Source organism: Pseudomonas sp. LBUM1672 (assembly GCF_059695655.1).
In genome coordinates, this window is the sequence record NZ_CP166781.1 from 1157563 (window position 1) to 1172188 (window position 14626).

Genomic DNA, 14626 nt, shown 5'->3' on the forward strand with positions numbered 1-14626 from the left:
TTGCTTGATTAGCGGCGAAGCTCTGCGACAAAGTCGTAGTAGTCGTTGCGGCAGTAGGTGTCGGTGACTTCGATCGGTGTGTTGTCTTCCAGGTAGCCGACCCGGGTCATCAGCAGCATGGCGGTGCCGGGGGCGATGCCGACGAGGGCGGCGAATTCGTCCGAGGCGTTGATCGCCTGGATGTGCTGCAACGCGCGGACGATCGGCTTGCCGATACCGTCGAGGTATTCGTAGAGGGAGTCGCCCACCGCTTGCGGCTTGGGAATGATCGAGGCGGGCAGGGTGCTCATCTCGATCGCCATCACCGTGTCGTCGGCTTTGCGCAGGCGTTTGAGGCGCGCGACCTTATCGTTGGGCGAGAGGCCCAGGCGGATCAGTTCTTCGTGGGTCGGCGGGGTGATCTCGCGTTCCAGCCATTGCGAGCCGGGCACGAAACCCTTGAGGCGCAGCATTTCGCTGAAACCCGAGAGGCGCGACAGCGGTTGTTCCAGGCGTGGCGTGATGAATGTGCCGGAACCTTGATTGCGGCGGATCAGGCCTTGCTCGAACAACACTTCCAGCGCCTTGCGGGCGGTGACGCGGGAAATGCCCAGCAACTCGCTCAGGTTGCGTTCCGAGGGCATTGCCTGCTCGGCTTTCCATTGGCCGGCATGAATCGCCGCTTCCAGATTGCGCGCCAGTTGCAGGTACAACGGCGTGGGCTGGGTGTCGTCAGGGCGTAGGGCCTGGAGGTCGTTCATGTCAGGAATGTCCGATGCGGATATTGGAGTGTTGTGTTCCGCGAATGGCCGGAAATTAATACCACTTAAATACCATGTCAATGCCAGTACTTTGCTGTTGGCGCAGTTAAGCCTGACCTGTTGGCCGGTTATGAAGGCCGTTGGTTTTAAGTGGTATTAGAGGTGGGGATTTTGAGCGCAAAGATCGCAGCCTGCGGTAACGCTTGCCGAGAGGATTGGTATCTTCCCGGCAGGCATTACCGCAGGCTGCGATCTTTTGAATTTATTTTTCGAGGAGCGACCGAAGGTCGCGCTCATAGGCCGAAGCAACTCGGCCCACTGTGGTGAGGGGATTTATCCCCGTTCGGCTGCGAAGCAGTCGCAGGCTCAGTCGACGCGGTGAGCCTGACCCAATGCAATTGCAGGTTTCAGCACTGCTTCGCAGCGCAACGGGGATAAATCCCCTCACCACAAAGGCTTTTCACCCGTCAGGGAAAGCTTCCCCAGTCTGGGACGCCGGGGGGTTACGGACGAATCTCGATCATCGTGCCATCCGGCACCAGGCCCCACACTTCACGCATGTCCATGTTGCGCATGGCAATGCAGCCGTCGGTCCAGTCCAGGGTGTGGAACAGATCTTCCGGGTTTTCTTCGGTGTCCGGCGTGCCGTGGATCATGATCATGCCACCAGGCTCGACGCCTTCACGCCGGGCGCGGGCAGAGTCGCTGATGTTCGGGTAGGAGATGTGCATCGACAGATTGAATTTATCGCTGACCTTGCGCCAGTCCAGCCAATAGAAACCTTCAGGCGTGCGTCTATCGCCTTCCATCAGTTTTTGGCCTTTCGGGTTTCTGCCCAGGGAAATGCGATAGGTCTTGAGCGGCTTGCCGTCATTGATCAATTGCAATTGATGGGCGGACTTGAGCACCAGAACTTTTTCGATGACTTTGCCGTTCAGGGTTTCCGCAACGGAAGCCTGTGACAGGGCGACGAACGACAAGCAAAACACGGCAAGCAACCAGCGCATTGAAACGATATCCCTGAAAGGTGTCGCGACTATTTAGTTAGTTATAGGTGATTTTGGAGCCAGGAGCTTTAGGTGATGGCAGGCTGGACAAGCGGCGGGATCGACTCGGACCGCACGGGGTAGACCTCGGTCCGCCGGTCAGCGAAGAAGTATTCTAAGGTACGGCCCACCGTGCGGAAAGCCAACTCGGACCACGGGATATCGGCTTCGTCGAAAAGCTGCACTTCCAGGCTCTCGGGACCGGCGGAAAAATCCGGGTCCACCAGCTCCGCGCGAAAGAACACATGCACTTGGCTAATGTGCGGCACGTCGATCAACGTGTAGATGCTCAGGTTGCGCACCCGCGCGCAGGCTTCTTCAGCGGTTTCGCGAATGGCCGCCTGCTCGATGGTTTCGCCGTTCTCCATGAAACCGGCGGGCAGGGTCCAGTAACCGAGCCGAGGCTCGATGGCGCGCCGGCACAGCAACACTTTCGAGCCCCAGGTCGCCACGCAACCGGCGACGATATTGGGGTTCTGGTAGTGAATCGCCTGACAGCTGTCACAGACATAACGCAGGCGCGAATCGCCTTCGGGGATACGCTGGGTGACCGGGTTGCCGCACTGACTGCAAAATTTCATACGGGGGTTCCTGAATGCTGCGCCTATCTTGGCGTGCGGCGGTGCCTGTCGGCAAGTTGTCGTTTAGCGACATGCAGTGGTTATGGGGTTGGGCGGCCGGTGTGATTGGTGCATGATGCAAGGTAGCGAATAAATCGAGAAGACTCATGCTGGACGAGCTACTTCACCGGGTTAGCAACCACACGCCGCGTACCCTGGAAACCGATCGACGTTTCCCCGAAGCCGCAGTGCTGGTGCCCATCACCCGCAGCGACGAACCGGAACTGATTCTGACCCTGCGTGCCAGCGGGCTTTCGACCCATGGCGGCGAAGTCGCCTTCCCTGGCGGGCGGCGCGATCCGGAAGACCCGGACCTGGTGTTCACCGCGCTACGGGAGGCCGAAGAAGAAATCGGCTTGCCGCCGGGGCTGGTCGAAGTGATCGGACCGCTGAGCCCGCTAATCTCCCTGCACGGCATCAAGGTCACGCCTTATGTCGGGGTGATTCCGGATTTTGTCGAATACCTGGCCAACGATGCCGAGATCGCTGCGGTGTTCAGTGTGCCTCTGGAGTTCTTCCGCGAGGATCCTCGGGAACATACTCACCGCATCGATTACCAGGGGCGCAGTTGGTACGTGCCGAGTTATCGTTACGGCGAATACAAAATCTGGGGCCTGACGGCGATCATGATCGTCGAGTTGATCAATCTGCTCTATGACGCCGACATCAGCCTGCACCACCCACCCAAAAGCTTCATCAATACTTGAAGCCATCGTTCGTATGGCGTGAAACGCGGCTGCCTGAGCCTTTGAGGAAAACAAGATGAAATATCGCCTGGGCGACGCCCGCGTCGAAACCCATCCGCAGAGCTGGGTCGCACCCAATGCCGTGCTGGTGGGCAAGGTCAAGCTGGAAGAGGGCGCCAACGTCTGGTTCAACGCCGTGTTGCGTGGCGACAATGAATTGATCCTGATCGGCAAGAACAGCAACGTCCAGGACGGGACGGTTATGCACACCGACATGGGCTACCCGCTGACCATCGGCACCGGCGTGACCATCGGCCACAACGCCATGCTTCACGGCTGCACCGTGGGCGATTACAGCCTGATCGGTATTAATGCGGTGATTCTCAACGGTGCGAAGATCGGCAAAAACTGCATCATCGGCGCCAACTCACTGATCGGCGAGGGCAAGGAGATTCCCGACGGTTCGCTGGTCATGGGCTCGCCGGGCAAAGTGGTTCGTGAGTTGACCGAGCCGCAAAAGAAGATGCTCGAGGCCAGCGCTGCGCACTATGTGCATAACTCGCAGCGTTATGCCCGTGATCTGGTTGAGCAGGAAGAATGAACGCCACCGAACGACCGGTTCTTTCGCCGTGCGTGAACATTTGTGCGCTGGATGAGGATGATATCTGCACCGGGTGTCAGCGCACGGTCGAGGAGATCACGCGCTGGAGCCGGATGGACAACGAAGAGCGCCGCAAGGTGTTGGGGTTGTGTCATGAGCGGGCGAAGTCGAGTGGGTTGATCTGGATGTTGCCTTCCAAATCTGATTCCTGAGTTTTGTGAGCTTTTGTGGCTGATGAGGTTTTTTGTGGCGAGGGAGCTTGCTCCCGCTGGGTTGCGAAGCAGTCCCAGAGCTGACAAACACATTCAACCTGACACACCGCGCGCCCTGACTTCAGGGCCGCTGCGCGACCCAGCGGGAGCAAGCTCCCTCGCCACAGGTTATTTGTAAACCCGAGATGGTAATCTGTGCGCCAAATTGACAGGTATCCCGCCACCCCATGCTCTTCCTGATCGCCTACATCAGCAGCGTCGTGCTGATCAATTACGCCTTTTCCACCGCCCCGCACCTGGACGTCATCTGGTCGGCCTGGGGCGGGTTGGTGTTTGTCCTGCGCGACATGGTGCAAACTCGCTTCGGCCATGGCGCCATCGCGGCGATGCTCGCGGCGCTGGTCCTGTCCTATGTCACGTCCGATCCGTCCATCGCGTTGGCCAGCGCCACGGCGTTCGCGGTGTCCGAGTGCATCGACTGGCTGGTGTTCAGCATCACCAAACGCCCGTTGCACGATCGCCTGTGGATAAGTTCGGCCCTGAGCATTCCCCTCGATACGTTTATCTTCTTCGGCATGATCGACGCCTTCACCCCGGCCGTGATCCTCACCGCCATGGGCTCCAAGTTCGCGGGCGTGACGGTCGTGTGGCTGATCATGGCCTGGCGCTTGCGCAAACAGGCCGTCGCCAGCTGAAGCCAAACCCTTCGGTTCATGTAAAATGCCGCGCTTTCTCCCCATGGGAAGCGCGCGTGGCGCTGCATCCCTCGATGATCCGCTTCTTGAGGACCTGAGATGACCCGTATCGGAACTCCATTGTCGCCAACCGCGACCCGCGTATTGCTGTGTGGCTGTGGTGAGTTGGGCAAGGAAGTGGTGATCGAGCTGCAACGCCTGGGCGTTGAAGTGATTGCCGTCGACCGTTACGCCAACGCGCCGGCCATGCAAGTTGCGCATCGCAGCCATGTGATCAACATGCTCGACGGCGCCGCCCTGCGTGCCGTAATCGAAGCCGAGAAGCCGCACTTCATCGTGCCGGAAATCGAAGCCATCGCCACCGCAACCCTCGTGGAACTGGAAGCCGAAGGCTTCACCGTGATCCCGACCGCGCGCGCCGCGCAGTTGACCATGAACCGTGAAGGCATCCGTCGTCTGGCCGCTGAAGAGCTGGACCTGCCGACCTCGCCGTACCATTTCGCCGACACCTTCGAGGACTACAGCAAAGCCGTCCAGGACCTGGGCTTCCCGTGTGTCGTCAAGCCAGTCATGAGTTCGTCGGGCAAAGGCCAGAGCCTGCTGCGCAGCGCCGATGATGTGAAAACCGCTTGGGATTACGCACAAGAAGGCGGCCGTGCCGGTAAAGGTCGCGTGATCGTCGAAGGCTTTATCGACTTCGACTACGAAATCACCTTGCTGACCGTACGTCACGTCGGTGGTACGACCTTCTGCGCGCCAGTCGGTCACCGTCAGGAGAAGGGCGACTATCAGGAATCCTGGCAGCCACAAGCCATGAGCCCGATTGCCCTGGCTGAATCCGAGCGTGTTGCCAAAGCCGTCACCGAAGCCCTGGGCGGTCGTGGCCTGTTTGGTGTCGAGCTGTTCATCAAAGGTGATCAGGTGTGGTTCAGCGAAGTCTCGCCGCGTCCGCATGACACCGGTCTGGTGACCCTGATTTCTCAGGACCTGTCGCAGTTCGCGCTGCACGCACGGGCGATCCTGGGCCTGCCGATTCCGTTGATCCGCCAGTTCGGACCATCGGCTTCGGCGGTGATTCTGGTGGAAGGGCAGTCGACCCAGACCGCTTTCGCCAACCTCGGTGCTGCGTTGAGCGAGCCGGATACGGCGTTGCGTCTGTTCGGTAAGCCTGAGGTCAATGGCCAGCGCCGGATGGGCGTGGCGTTGGCGCGGGATGAGTCGATCGAGGCTGCCCGGGCTAAAGCGACCCGTGCTTCTCAGGCTGTTGTTGTAGAGCTGTAAACCGAGGGGCGGCAATCGCTAGCAGGCTAGCTCCCACAGAGTTATTGGTTGGTCACAAATTTTGTGTACACCCAATTTCCATGTGGGAGCCAGCCTGCTGGCGATGCTTCTGATTCAGGCAACCCGATTCAGATCGTTATGCCGCGTCTCCTTCAGGCACAGCACCGCAATCAAGCTCAACACCGCCGCCCCCGACACATACCCGCCGACATAACTCAAACCGCCCATTGCTACCAGTTTCTGCGCGAAGAACGGCGCCGCCGAGGCCCCGACGATGCCGCCCAGGTTGTAGGCTGCCGACGCGCCGGTATAGCGCACATGCGTGGGAAACAGCTCCGGCAGCAGCGCGCCCATCGGTGCAAATGTCACGCCCATCAGAAACAGCTCGATGCACAGGAACAGCGCCACGCTCCAGGTCGAGCCTTGGGTCAGCAGCGGTTCCATCAAGAACCCCGACAGAATCGCCAGCACGCCGCCAATGATCAGCACCGGTTTACGCCCGTAACGGTCGCTGGCCCAGGCTGACAACGGCGTCGCGGCGGCCATGAACAACACGGCGAAGCACAGCAGGCCGAGGAAGGTTTCGCGGCTGTAGCCGAGTGTCGCCACGCCATAACTCAGCGAAAACACCGTCGAGATGTAGAACAGCGCGTAGCACACCACCATCGACCCGGCCCCCAACAGCATCGGCGCCCAGTACTGGCTGAACAGCTCGACCAGCGGGATCTTTACGCGCTCCTGACGGGCCATGGCGTTGGCAAACACTGGGGTTTCGTGGAGTTTCAGTCGAACATACAAACCCACCATCACCAATGCGGCGCTGAGCAGGAACGGAATCCGCCAGCCCCACGAGCGGAACTGCTCGTCATCCAGGGTCATCGCCAAGGTAAGGAACAAGCCGTTCGCCGCCAGAAATCCGATCGACGGACCGAGCTGCGGGAACATGCCGAACCAGGCGCGTTTGCCTTTGGGCGCATTCTCCGTCGCCAGCAGCGCCGCACCGCCCCATTCACCGCCCAGCCCCAAGCCTTGGCCGAAACGCAGCACACAGAGCAGGATCGGCGCCCAGGCCCCGATGCTGTCGTAACCCGGCAGCACGCCGATCAGCGTGGTGCACACGCCCATCAACAGCAACGAAGCGACCAGTGTCGATTTGCGCCCGATGCGGTCACCGAAGTGGCCAAACAGCGCCGAGCCCAATGGTCGTGCGAGGAAGGCGATGCCGAAGGTGAGGAACGCCGACAGCATCTGGGCGGTGCCGGAGGTCTGCGGAAAGAACACCGGACCGATCACCAGCGCAGCGGCGGTGGCGTAGACGTAGAAGTCGTAAAACTCGATGGCCGTGCCGATAAAACTCGCCGTCGCCACGCGGGTGGCGGAGTTCGTCGGTTGCGCAGGCGTGGTTTCGGTATAAGTCGTGCTGGTCGTCATGCGGTTATCCCTGACAGTCATGTGCCCCAGTGGAGCGAATTATTATGGTCGAACACCCAGGGATGTGGGAGTGAGGCGCGGCCGCTGTTTAAGGTAGGAACAGTCGTCGGTGTAGTGTGGAAATTGCCGATGGTCTGGCCGGAACCTGCTGCGTGCGGGGTAAGCACGTGGCCCGGCGGGGCTTGGGTAAGCGGATTCGATTATAGGAAGGTGGCTAACGATCAAACAAGTGTCGCGGGCAGAGTGATGGCTTTTGTGGCGAGGGAGCTTGCTCCCGCTCGGGCGCGCAGCGGCCGCAAATGGCTGGATGCGTTCTTCAGGATGGTCGCTGCGTCTGTTATCGGGCCTGCTTCGCAGTCCAGCAGGAGAAAGCTCCCTCGCCACAGGTCGGGTGTCAGGGTTTAGATAACGACTGGCACCGAGCTGGTATGCCAGATCAAAACCTGAGTAACGCGATTGTCTTCCGTCTCCAGAATCTCCAGCCGATAACGCCCGATCTTCAGGCACACCGCACTGTCCGGAATCGTCTCCAGCGCCTCGGTCACCAGACCGTTGAGGGTCTTAGGACCGTCGCTGGGCAGGTGCCAGCCCAGGCTCTTGTTCAATTCGCGAATCGACGCGGCACCTTCGATCATCAGGCGCCCATCGGCCTGCGGGTGGATGTGCGGGTTTTCCAGGCTGTGCTGGCTTTCGAATTCGCCGACGATTTCTTCGAGAATGTCTTCCAGGGTCACGATGCCGAGCACTTCGCCGTACTCGTCGACCACCATGCCCAGTCGTCGCTGCTGCTTGTGGAAATTCAGCAGTTGCAACTGCAGCGGCGTGCTTTCCGGCACGAAGTACGGTTCGTGGCTGGCGGCCAGCAGCGCTTCGAGGGTCAGGCTCGCGTTGGGCAGCATATGGCGGATCTGCCGGGTGTTGAGCACCGCTTCGACCTGGTTGATGTCGCTGTGGAACACCGGCAGGCGGGTGCGCTTGTTGTTGCGCAATTGCTCGATGATCTCTTCCAGGGAGTCGTCGAGGTTGATCCCGTCGACGTCACTGCGCGGCACCAGGATGTCGTTGACCGTGATGTTGTCGAGCGCATGGATGCCCGACAGCGGGTGTGGGCGGCAGACGGCTTGATCGAGCTCGTCTTTACGGTCGTTCGGGGCTTCGTCTTCACTCTGTTGCACCACTTTGACTTTGCGGGCAAACGGTCGCATCAGCAGTTGAGTGAAGCCGTTGAGCAGCCACGCGGCCGGGTAGATGATTTTCAGTGGCGCGCCGAGCAACGTGTTGCCCAGGGCCAGGACTGCGTCGGGATAGCGCACGGCGAGGGTGCGCGGCAGGTAATCGGCGAACACCAGAAGCGCGGCCCCGGCACCCAGGCAGGCAACCCACGGCCCGTTTTCTGCCCAGATGAAAATCGCCAGCAAGGTGCTGATGACCACGGCCAGAGCGCGGCACAGGGTATTGCAGAAGATCAGGCTGTTGATCGGGAAGCTCAGTTTCGCGACCGGTTTGTCGCCGGAGCGCGAGGCGGTTCGTTGCGCCAGCAAGTGCTGTTGCGCCGTTTCGATGGCGGTAAACAGCCCCGACCATAAAATCAGCAGGGCCACTACCGCGAGCATCGGCCCTATGGGCAAGTCGTCCATTAATGCCGCCCGTCAGATGTGCAGGATGTATTCACGGACCAGCTTACTGCCGAAGTACGCCAGCATCAGCAGGCAGAAACCGGCGAGGGTCCAGCGAATGGCCTTGTGTCCGCGCCAGCCGAGGCGGTTACGGCCCCAAAGCAGCACGCTGAAGACGATCCAGGCCAGGCAAGCCAGCAGGGTTTTGTGCACCAGGTGCTGGGCAAACAGGTTGTCGACGAACAGCCAGCCGGACAGCAACGACAGCGACAGCAGGGTCCAGCCGGCCCAGAGAAAGCCAAACAGCAGGCTTTCCATGGTTTGCAGCGGCGGGAAGTTCTTGATCAGCCCCGATGGGTGCTTGTGCTTGAGCTGGTGGTCCTGGACCAGCAGCAACAAGGCCTGAAACATCGCGATGGTGAACATGCCGTAGGCGAGGATCGATAGCAGGATGTGCGCGAGGATGCCCGGCTCTTCATCGATGACCTGCACCGTGCCTGCGGGGGCGAACTGTGCAAGCAGCACCGTGGCGGCACCGAGCGGGAACAGCAATATAAGCAGGTTCTCCACCGGTATCCGCGAACAAGCCAGCAGGGTCAGGGCGATGACCGCTGCGGCAATCAGGCTGGCAGCACTGAAAAAGTCCAGGCCCAGGCCGATTGGTGTCAGCAGGTGGGTGAACAGGCTGGCGCTGTGAGCCAGCACGGCAAGCACGCCGAGCGTGACCAGCAGGCGTTTGTTCGCCTTGGCGCCAGTGGCCAGACGAGTGCCTTGATAGATAGTCGCAGCGGCATATAAGCAGGCGGCGGCGAGGGTAGTCAGCAAACTGGGTGACAAGGGGAGCATAAATCCTGTTAGGCAAGCCCGAAAGGCGCTGAGTTTGGCATAGAACCCCCGCAGCACGAAAGACCATGCAACCTGACGACGAGGTGTCCGCCAGACGCAGTCTTCGCTATAATCCGCGACCTGCCCACGCCGCAGGCTCGCCGAGCACATGTTTATTCCGGTCTGGGCCGCCATTATCCCGGTCTACACAGGGCCTGAAAGGATCGCGCAATGTTTGAAAACTTAACCGACCGTCTCTCGCAGACGCTGCGCCATGTCACCGGCAAGGCCAAGCTGACCGAGGACAACATCAAAGACACCCTGCGCGAAGTGCGCATGGCGTTGCTCGAAGCCGACGTCGCCTTGCCGGTGGTGAAAGACTTCGTCAATTCGGTCAAGGAGCGCGCCGTCGGCACCGAGGTGTCACGCAGCCTGACGCCGGGCCAGGCCTTCGTGAAGATCGTCCAGGCCGAACTCGAAAGCCTGATGGGCGCCGCCAACGAAGATTTGAACCTGAGCGCCGTTCCGCCAGCCGTCGTGCTGATGGCCGGTTTGCAGGGCGCGGGTAAAACCACTACCGCCGGCAAACTTGCGCGCTTCCTTAAAGAGCGCAAGAAGAAGTCGGTCATGGTCGTGTCCGCGGACGTTTACCGTCCGGCGGCGATCAAGCAGCTGGAAATGCTTGCCGGTGAAGTCGGCGTCACCTTCTTCCCGTCCGACCTGAGCCAGAAGCCGGTCGAGATCGCGCAAGCGGCTATTAAAGAAGCGAAGCTTAAGTTTATTGATGTGGTCATCGTCGATACCGCCGGTCGTCTGCATATCGATGAAGAGATGATGGGCGAGATCAAGGCGTTGCACGCCGCGATCAACCCGGTCGAAACCCTGTTCGTGGTCGACGCCATGACCGGCCAGGATGCTGCCAACACGGCCAAGGCCTTCGGCGACGCATTGCCGCTGACTGGTGTGATCCTGACCAAGGTCGACGGCGACGCCCGTGGCGGTGCCGCCCTGTCGGTGCGTGCCATCACCGGCAAGCCGATCAAGTTCATCGGTATGGGCGAGAAGAGCGAAGCGCTCGAACCGTTCCACCCTGAGCGTATCGCTTCGCGCATCCTCGGCATGGGCGACGTGCTCAGCCTGATCGAACAGGCCGAAGCGACCCTCGACAAGGACAAGGCCGACAAACTGGCCAAGAAGCTGAAGAAGGGCAAGGGCTTCGACCTCGAAGACTTCCGCGATCAGCTGCAACAGATGAAGAACATGGGCGGCCTTGGCGGCCTTATGGACAAACTGCCGAACATCGGCGGCGTGAACCTGGCGCAAATGGGCAATGCCCAGGGCGCGGCAGAGAAACAATTCAAGCAGATGGAAGCCATCATCAATTCCATGACCCCGGCCGAGCGCCGCGACCCTGAGCTGATCAGCGGTTCGCGCAAACGCCGGATCGCCATGGGTTCCGGCACCCAGGTGCAGGACATCGGTCGCTTGATCAAGCAGCACAAGCAGATGCAGAAGATGATGAAGAAATTCTCCGCGAAAGGCGGAATGGCCAAAATGATGCGCGGCATGGGCGGTATGTTGCCCGGCGGCGGCATGCCGAAAATGTAAAGAATTCGCGCCGGCATCTATGTCGACGCTAACCCACAGGGACGTGGGATCAACAGCAAACCCGCACTTGGCGGGAGCTGACTGGCCGTTTTCAACGACGGCTCTATAGCAAATCTTGATGGCGACCGAAAGGCCGTCGGAAAAAGTCATTTGCAAAAGTCCGGATATTCCTTAGAATATGCGGCCTTTCGGGCACCTATGCCCGCTGTGCCTTTAGATTTGCAGCACCGACTACAGGAACGATGTTCACATGCTAACAATCCGTCTTGCCCTTGGCGGCTCCAAAAAGCGCCCGTTTTACCACTTGACCGTAACCGACAGCCGCAACCCGCGCGACGGTTCGCACAAGGAACAGGTTGGTTTCTTCAACCCTGTTGCTCGTGGTCAAGAAGTCCGCCTGTCCGTGAACCAAGAGCGCGTAGCCTACTGGCTGAGCGTTGGTGCACAGCCTTCTGAGCGTGTTGCTCAGTTGTTGAAGGACGCTGCTAAGGCTGCGGCCTGAGCAATATGAACGCGACGCCTGCTGTTGCTGATGATTTGATCGTTATCGGCAAGATTTACTCTGTTCACGGCGTTCGCGGCGAAGTGAAGGTTTATTCCTTTACTGATCCGACTGAAAACCTGTTGCAGTACAAAACCTGGACGCTCAAGCGCGAAGGCAATGTGAAACAGGTCGAGCTGGTCAGTGGACGCGGGAACGACAAGTTCCTGGTCGCAAAGCTCAAGGGTCTTGATGATCGTGAAGAAGCTCGTCTTCTGGCCGGTTATGAGATCTGCGTGCCGCGCAACCTGTTCCCTGAATTGACCGACGGCGAGTACTACTGGTACCAGCTGGAAGGTCTGAAGGTTATTGATCAACTCGGGCAATTGCTCGGGAAAATCGATCATCTTCTGGAAACCGGCGCCAATGATGTAATGGTGGTCAAGCCTTGCGCTGGCAGCCTGGATGATCGCGAACGCCTGTTGCCCTATACGGAGCAATGCGTGTTGGCCGTCGACCTTGCCGCAGGCGAGATGAAGGTGGAATGGGATGCGGACTTCTAAGCGTGGCTAACTTGCGCGTAGAAGTGATCAGTTTGTTTCCCGAGATGTTCTCCGCCATCAGCGAGTACGGCATCACCAGTCGTGCGGTGAAACAGGGGCTGTTGCAGCTCACCTGTTGGAATCCGCGAGACTACACGACGGATCGACATCACACTGTGGACGATCGCCCATTTGGCGGTGGCCCGGGCATGGTGATGAAGATCAAGCCCCTGGAAGATGCTCTGGTTCAGGCCAAGGCAGCAGCCGGGGAGGCGGCGAAGGTAATTTACCTGTCCCCCCAAGGCCGTCAACTGACTCAGTCGGCGGTACGCGAGTTGGCGAATCTGGATGCATTGATCCTGATTGCCGGCCGCTATGAAGGCATTGACGAGCGTTTTATTGAAGCTCATGTCGATGAAGAGTGGTCGATTGGCGACTATGTACTGTCTGGCGGCGAGCTGCCGGCGATGGTCCTGATTGATGCGGTTACACGACTGCTGCCTGGAGCTTTAGGGCATGCGGACTCCGCCGAGGAAGATTCCTTTACGGATGGTTTGCTGGATTGCCCGCACTACACCCGACCGGAGGTGTATGCGGATCAGCGTGTTCCCGACGTGTTGCTAAGTGGCAATCACGCGCATATCCGGCGTTGGCGTTTACAGCAGTCCCTTGGTAGGACCTTTGAACGACGCGCCGATCTTCTGGAAAGCCGCTCGCTTTCTGGAGAAGAGAAGAAGCTGCTCGAGGAATACATCCGCGAGCGGGACGATAGTTAACAACGTATCGATGGTAGATCCGACGATCTACCTTAGGAGCACAGCATGACTAACAAAATCATCCTTGCACTCGAAGCAGAGCAGATGACCAAAGAGATCCCTACCTTTGCCCCGGGCGACACCATTGTCGTTCAGGTGAAAGTGAAGGAAGGCGACCGTTCGCGTCTGCAAGCGTTCGAAGGTGTTGTTATCGCCAAGCGTAACCGCGGCGTAAACAGTGCTTTCACCGTTCGTAAAATCTCCAACGGTGTTGGCGTAGAGCGTACTTTCCAGACCTACAGCCCGCAAATCGACAGCATGGCCGTTAAACGTCGCGGTGACGTACGTAAAGCCAAGCTGTACTACCTGCGTGACCTGTCCGGTAAAGCAGCTCGCATCAAGGAAAAACTGGCTTAAGTCCAGCTTCCGATGCAAAAAAAAGCAGCCTACGGGCTGCTTTTTTGTTGCCTGCGATTTATACGTGCAATGGTTCCGCAGGCGGGCGCGCTATGAAAGACTGTCCAGTCGTTACCTGTCTTGCCTGAGCCTCTATGCCCGCCATCGATCATCCCCTGATAGACCAATTCCTCGACGCTCTCTGGCTGGAGAAAGGCCTGTCCGATAACACCCGCGATGCCTATCGCAGCGACCTGGCCTTATTCAACGGCTGGCTGCAGGACAAGGGCCTGGAACTGATCAACGCAGGGCGCGAGCTGATCCTCGATCACTTGGCCTGGCGTCTGGAGCAAAATTACAAACCCCGTTCAACGGCGCGATTCCTCTCCGGTGTGCGTGGCTTTTATCGTTATCTGCTAAGAGAAAAGCTGATCGCCGTCGATCCGACCTTGCGCGTCGATATGCCCCAACTGGGTAGGCCGTTGCCTAAATCTCTGTCGGAAGCGGACGTGGAAGCGCTGCTGAAGGCACCAGACTTGAGCGAAGCCATCGGCCAACGGGACCGCGCCATGCTCGAAGTGCTTTACGCGTGCGGCTTGCGGGTGACGGAGTTGATCAGCCTGACGCTGGAGCAGGTCAATCTGCGTCAAGGCGTGCTGCGGGTGATGGGCAAGGGCAGCAAGGAGCGCTTGGTGCCGATGGGCGAAGAGGCGATTGTCTGGGTCGAGCGATACCTGCGCGATGGCCGCCAGGAACTGCTCGGCGGGCGTCCCAGCGATGTCATGTTCCCCAGCCAGCGCGGCGATCAGATGACCCGCCAGACCTTCTGGCACCGCATCAAGCACCAGGCCAAGGTCGCCGGGATCGGCAAGTCGCTGTCGCCGCATACCTTGCGCCACGCTTTCGCCACACATCTGCTCAACCACGGCGCTGACCTGCGGGTGGTGCAAATGCTGCTCGGCCACAGCGACCTGTCGACCACCCAGATCTACACCCACGTCGCCCGCGCACGCTTGCAGGATCTGCACGCCAAACATCACCCGCGCGGCTGAACCCAGTTCCTGAAATTGAAATGCTGACTGTGGCGAGGG

At 59.5% G+C, this 14626-nt stretch carries 17 protein-coding genes; 11 read left to right on the forward strand and 6 right to left on the reverse strand.

What is annotated here, in order from left to right; all coding sequences use genetic code 11:
• Window positions 1–8: 8 nt before the first annotated feature.
• The 3 genes from ACA053_RS05075 to ACA053_RS05085 all read right to left on the reverse strand — a co-directional run bounded on the left by ACA053_RS05075 (window position 9) and on the right by ACA053_RS05085 (window position 2367).
• Window positions 9–740 carry a GntR family transcriptional regulator gene (locus tag ACA053_RS05075; protein ID WP_010463034.1) on the reverse strand — a complete coding sequence of 244 codons (732 nt, stop codon included), beginning with the start codon at window positions 738–740 and terminating at the stop codon, window positions 9–11.
• Between the two features lie 503 nt (window positions 741–1243).
• Window positions 1244–1747 carry a L,D-transpeptidase family protein gene (locus ACA053_RS05080; RefSeq protein WP_109628131.1) on the reverse strand — a complete coding sequence of 168 codons (504 nt, stop codon included), beginning with the start codon at window positions 1745–1747 and terminating at the stop codon, window positions 1244–1246.
• A gap of 68 nt (window positions 1748–1815) precedes the next feature.
• Complete coding sequence (locus tag ACA053_RS05085; RefSeq protein WP_109628132.1) at window positions 1816–2367, reverse strand: NUDIX hydrolase; 552 nt, start codon at window positions 2365–2367, stop codon at window positions 1816–1818.
• A gap of 146 nt (window positions 2368–2513) precedes the next feature.
• On the opposite strand from ACA053_RS05085, the gene ACA053_RS05090 reads away from it, so the two are divergent.
• The 5 genes from ACA053_RS05090 (at window position 2514) to purT (ending at window position 5881) form a co-directional block, all read left to right on the forward strand.
• Window positions 2514–3113, forward strand: coding sequence for a CoA pyrophosphatase (locus ACA053_RS05090; RefSeq protein ID WP_109628133.1), 600 nt, complete (start codon window positions 2514–2516; stop codon window positions 3111–3113).
• A gap of 55 nt (window positions 3114–3168) precedes the next feature.
• Window positions 3169–3693, forward strand: coding sequence for a gamma carbonic anhydrase family protein (locus tag ACA053_RS05095; RefSeq protein ID WP_007954617.1), 525 nt, complete (start codon window positions 3169–3171; stop codon window positions 3691–3693).
• A complete protein-coding gene (locus ACA053_RS05100; RefSeq protein WP_109628134.1) occupies window positions 3690–3905 on the forward strand; it encodes a DUF1289 domain-containing protein in 216 nt (71 codons plus the stop codon). Before ACA053_RS05095 ends, ACA053_RS05100 begins: the two co-directional genes overlap by 4 nt.
• 227 nt (window positions 3906–4132) lie before the next feature.
• On the forward strand, window positions 4133–4600 hold the full coding sequence (locus tag ACA053_RS05105) for a 7-cyano-7-deazaguanine/7-aminomethyl-7-deazaguanine transporter (protein ID WP_109628135.1): 468 nt from the start codon (window positions 4133–4135) through the stop codon (window positions 4598–4600).
• A 99-nt stretch (window positions 4601–4699) separates the two neighbouring features.
• Window positions 4700–5881, forward strand: a complete 1182-nt coding sequence (gene purT, locus ACA053_RS05110) for a formate-dependent phosphoribosylglycinamide formyltransferase (protein ID WP_461957368.1) — start codon at window positions 4700–4702, stop codon at window positions 5879–5881.
• Window positions 5882–5995: 114 nt separating this feature from the next.
• Here the strand turns inward: purT and ACA053_RS05115 are convergent, their stop codons facing one another.
• From ACA053_RS05115 to ACA053_RS05125, 3 genes are all read right to left on the reverse strand, one after another.
• Window positions 5996–7312: an MFS transporter gene (locus tag ACA053_RS05115; protein ID WP_109628136.1), complete on the reverse strand. Its 1317-nt coding sequence runs from the start codon at window positions 7310–7312 to the stop codon at window positions 5996–5998.
• 401 nt (window positions 7313–7713) lie between these two features.
• Window positions 7714–8949 (reverse strand): transporter associated domain-containing protein, encoded by a 1236-nt coding sequence (locus tag ACA053_RS05120; protein WP_497394670.1) that lies wholly within the window; start codon window positions 8947–8949, stop codon window positions 7714–7716.
• A gap of 12 nt (window positions 8950–8961) precedes the next feature.
• A complete protein-coding gene (locus ACA053_RS05125; protein ID WP_109628138.1) occupies window positions 8962–9774 on the reverse strand; it encodes a cytochrome C assembly family protein in 813 nt (270 codons plus the stop codon).
• A gap of 210 nt (window positions 9775–9984) precedes the next feature.
• Here ACA053_RS05125 and ffh point away from each other — a divergent pair, with 210 nt between their 5' ends.
• The 6 genes from ffh (at window position 9985) to xerD (ending at window position 14587) form a co-directional block, all read left to right on the forward strand.
• Window positions 9985–11361 (forward strand): signal recognition particle protein, encoded by a 1377-nt coding sequence (gene ffh, locus ACA053_RS05130; RefSeq protein ID WP_017340267.1) that lies wholly within the window; start codon window positions 9985–9987, stop codon window positions 11359–11361.
• Between the two features lie 250 nt (window positions 11362–11611).
• Window positions 11612–11863, forward strand: a complete 252-nt coding sequence (gene rpsP, locus ACA053_RS05135; RefSeq protein ID WP_007944872.1) for a 30S ribosomal protein S16 — start codon at window positions 11612–11614, stop codon at window positions 11861–11863.
• Between the two features lie 5 nt (window positions 11864–11868).
• Window positions 11869–12405 carry a ribosome maturation factor RimM gene (gene rimM, locus ACA053_RS05140; RefSeq protein ID WP_008014731.1) on the forward strand — a complete coding sequence of 179 codons (537 nt, stop codon included), beginning with the start codon at window positions 11869–11871 and terminating at the stop codon, window positions 12403–12405.
• Window positions 12387–13160 carry a tRNA (guanosine(37)-N1)-methyltransferase TrmD gene (trmD, locus tag ACA053_RS05145; protein WP_154503229.1) on the forward strand — a complete coding sequence of 258 codons (774 nt, stop codon included), beginning with the start codon at window positions 12387–12389 and terminating at the stop codon, window positions 13158–13160. Before rimM ends, trmD begins: the two co-directional genes overlap by 19 nt.
• Window positions 13161–13205: 45 nt before the next feature.
• The gene (gene rplS / locus ACA053_RS05150) at window positions 13206–13556 is read left to right on the forward strand and encodes a 50S ribosomal protein L19 (RefSeq protein WP_003175895.1); all 351 of its coding nucleotides are present in this window, start codon (window positions 13206–13208) and stop codon (window positions 13554–13556) included.
• A gap of 134 nt (window positions 13557–13690) precedes the next feature.
• Entirely contained in the window at window positions 13691–14587 is an 897-nt protein-coding gene (xerD, locus tag ACA053_RS05155) for a site-specific tyrosine recombinase XerD (RefSeq protein ID WP_429533491.1), read from the forward strand.
• Window positions 14588–14626: the final 39 nt, after the last annotated feature.

Bases quoted from the DNA above. Each gene is read 5' to 3' on its own strand.
- ACA053_RS05075 (WP_010463034.1), bottom strand. From the start codon at position 740: ATGAACGACCTCCAGGCCCTACGCCCTGACGACACCCAGCCCACGCCG.
- ACA053_RS05080 (WP_109628131.1), bottom strand. From the start codon at position 1,747: ATGCGCTGGTTGCTTGCCGTGTTTTGCTTGTCGTTCGTCGCCCTGTCA.
- ACA053_RS05085 (WP_109628132.1), bottom strand. From the start codon at position 2,367: ATGAAATTTTGCAGTCAGTGCGGCAACCCGGTCACCCAGCGTATCCCC.
- ACA053_RS05090 (WP_109628133.1), top strand. From the start codon at position 2,514: ATGCTGGACGAGCTACTTCACCGGGTTAGCAACCACACGCCGCGTACC.
- ACA053_RS05095 (WP_007954617.1), top strand. From the start codon at position 3,169: ATGAAATATCGCCTGGGCGACGCCCGCGTCGAAACCCATCCGCAGAGC.
- ACA053_RS05100 (WP_109628134.1), top strand. From the start codon at position 3,690: ATGAACGCCACCGAACGACCGGTTCTTTCGCCGTGCGTGAACATTTGT.
- ACA053_RS05105 (WP_109628135.1), top strand. From the start codon at position 4,133: ATGCTCTTCCTGATCGCCTACATCAGCAGCGTCGTGCTGATCAATTAC.
- purT (WP_461957368.1), top strand. From the start codon at position 4,700: ATGACCCGTATCGGAACTCCATTGTCGCCAACCGCGACCCGCGTATTG.
- ACA053_RS05115 (WP_109628136.1), bottom strand. From the start codon at position 7,312: ATGACGACCAGCACGACTTATACCGAAACCACGCCTGCGCAACCGACG.
- ACA053_RS05120 (WP_497394670.1), bottom strand. From the start codon at position 8,949: ATGGACGACTTGCCCATAGGGCCGATGCTCGCGGTAGTGGCCCTGCTG.
- ACA053_RS05125 (WP_109628138.1), bottom strand. From the start codon at position 9,774: ATGCTCCCCTTGTCACCCAGTTTGCTGACTACCCTCGCCGCCGCCTGC.
- ffh (WP_017340267.1), top strand. From the start codon at position 9,985: ATGTTTGAAAACTTAACCGACCGTCTCTCGCAGACGCTGCGCCATGTC.
- rpsP (WP_007944872.1), top strand. From the start codon at position 11,612: ATGCTAACAATCCGTCTTGCCCTTGGCGGCTCCAAAAAGCGCCCGTTT.
- rimM (WP_008014731.1), top strand. From the start codon at position 11,869: ATGAACGCGACGCCTGCTGTTGCTGATGATTTGATCGTTATCGGCAAG.
- trmD (WP_154503229.1), top strand. From the start codon at position 12,387: ATGGGATGCGGACTTCTAAGCGTGGCTAACTTGCGCGTAGAAGTGATC.
- rplS (WP_003175895.1), top strand. From the start codon at position 13,206: ATGACTAACAAAATCATCCTTGCACTCGAAGCAGAGCAGATGACCAAA.
- xerD (WP_429533491.1), top strand. From the start codon at position 13,691: ATGCCCGCCATCGATCATCCCCTGATAGACCAATTCCTCGACGCTCTC.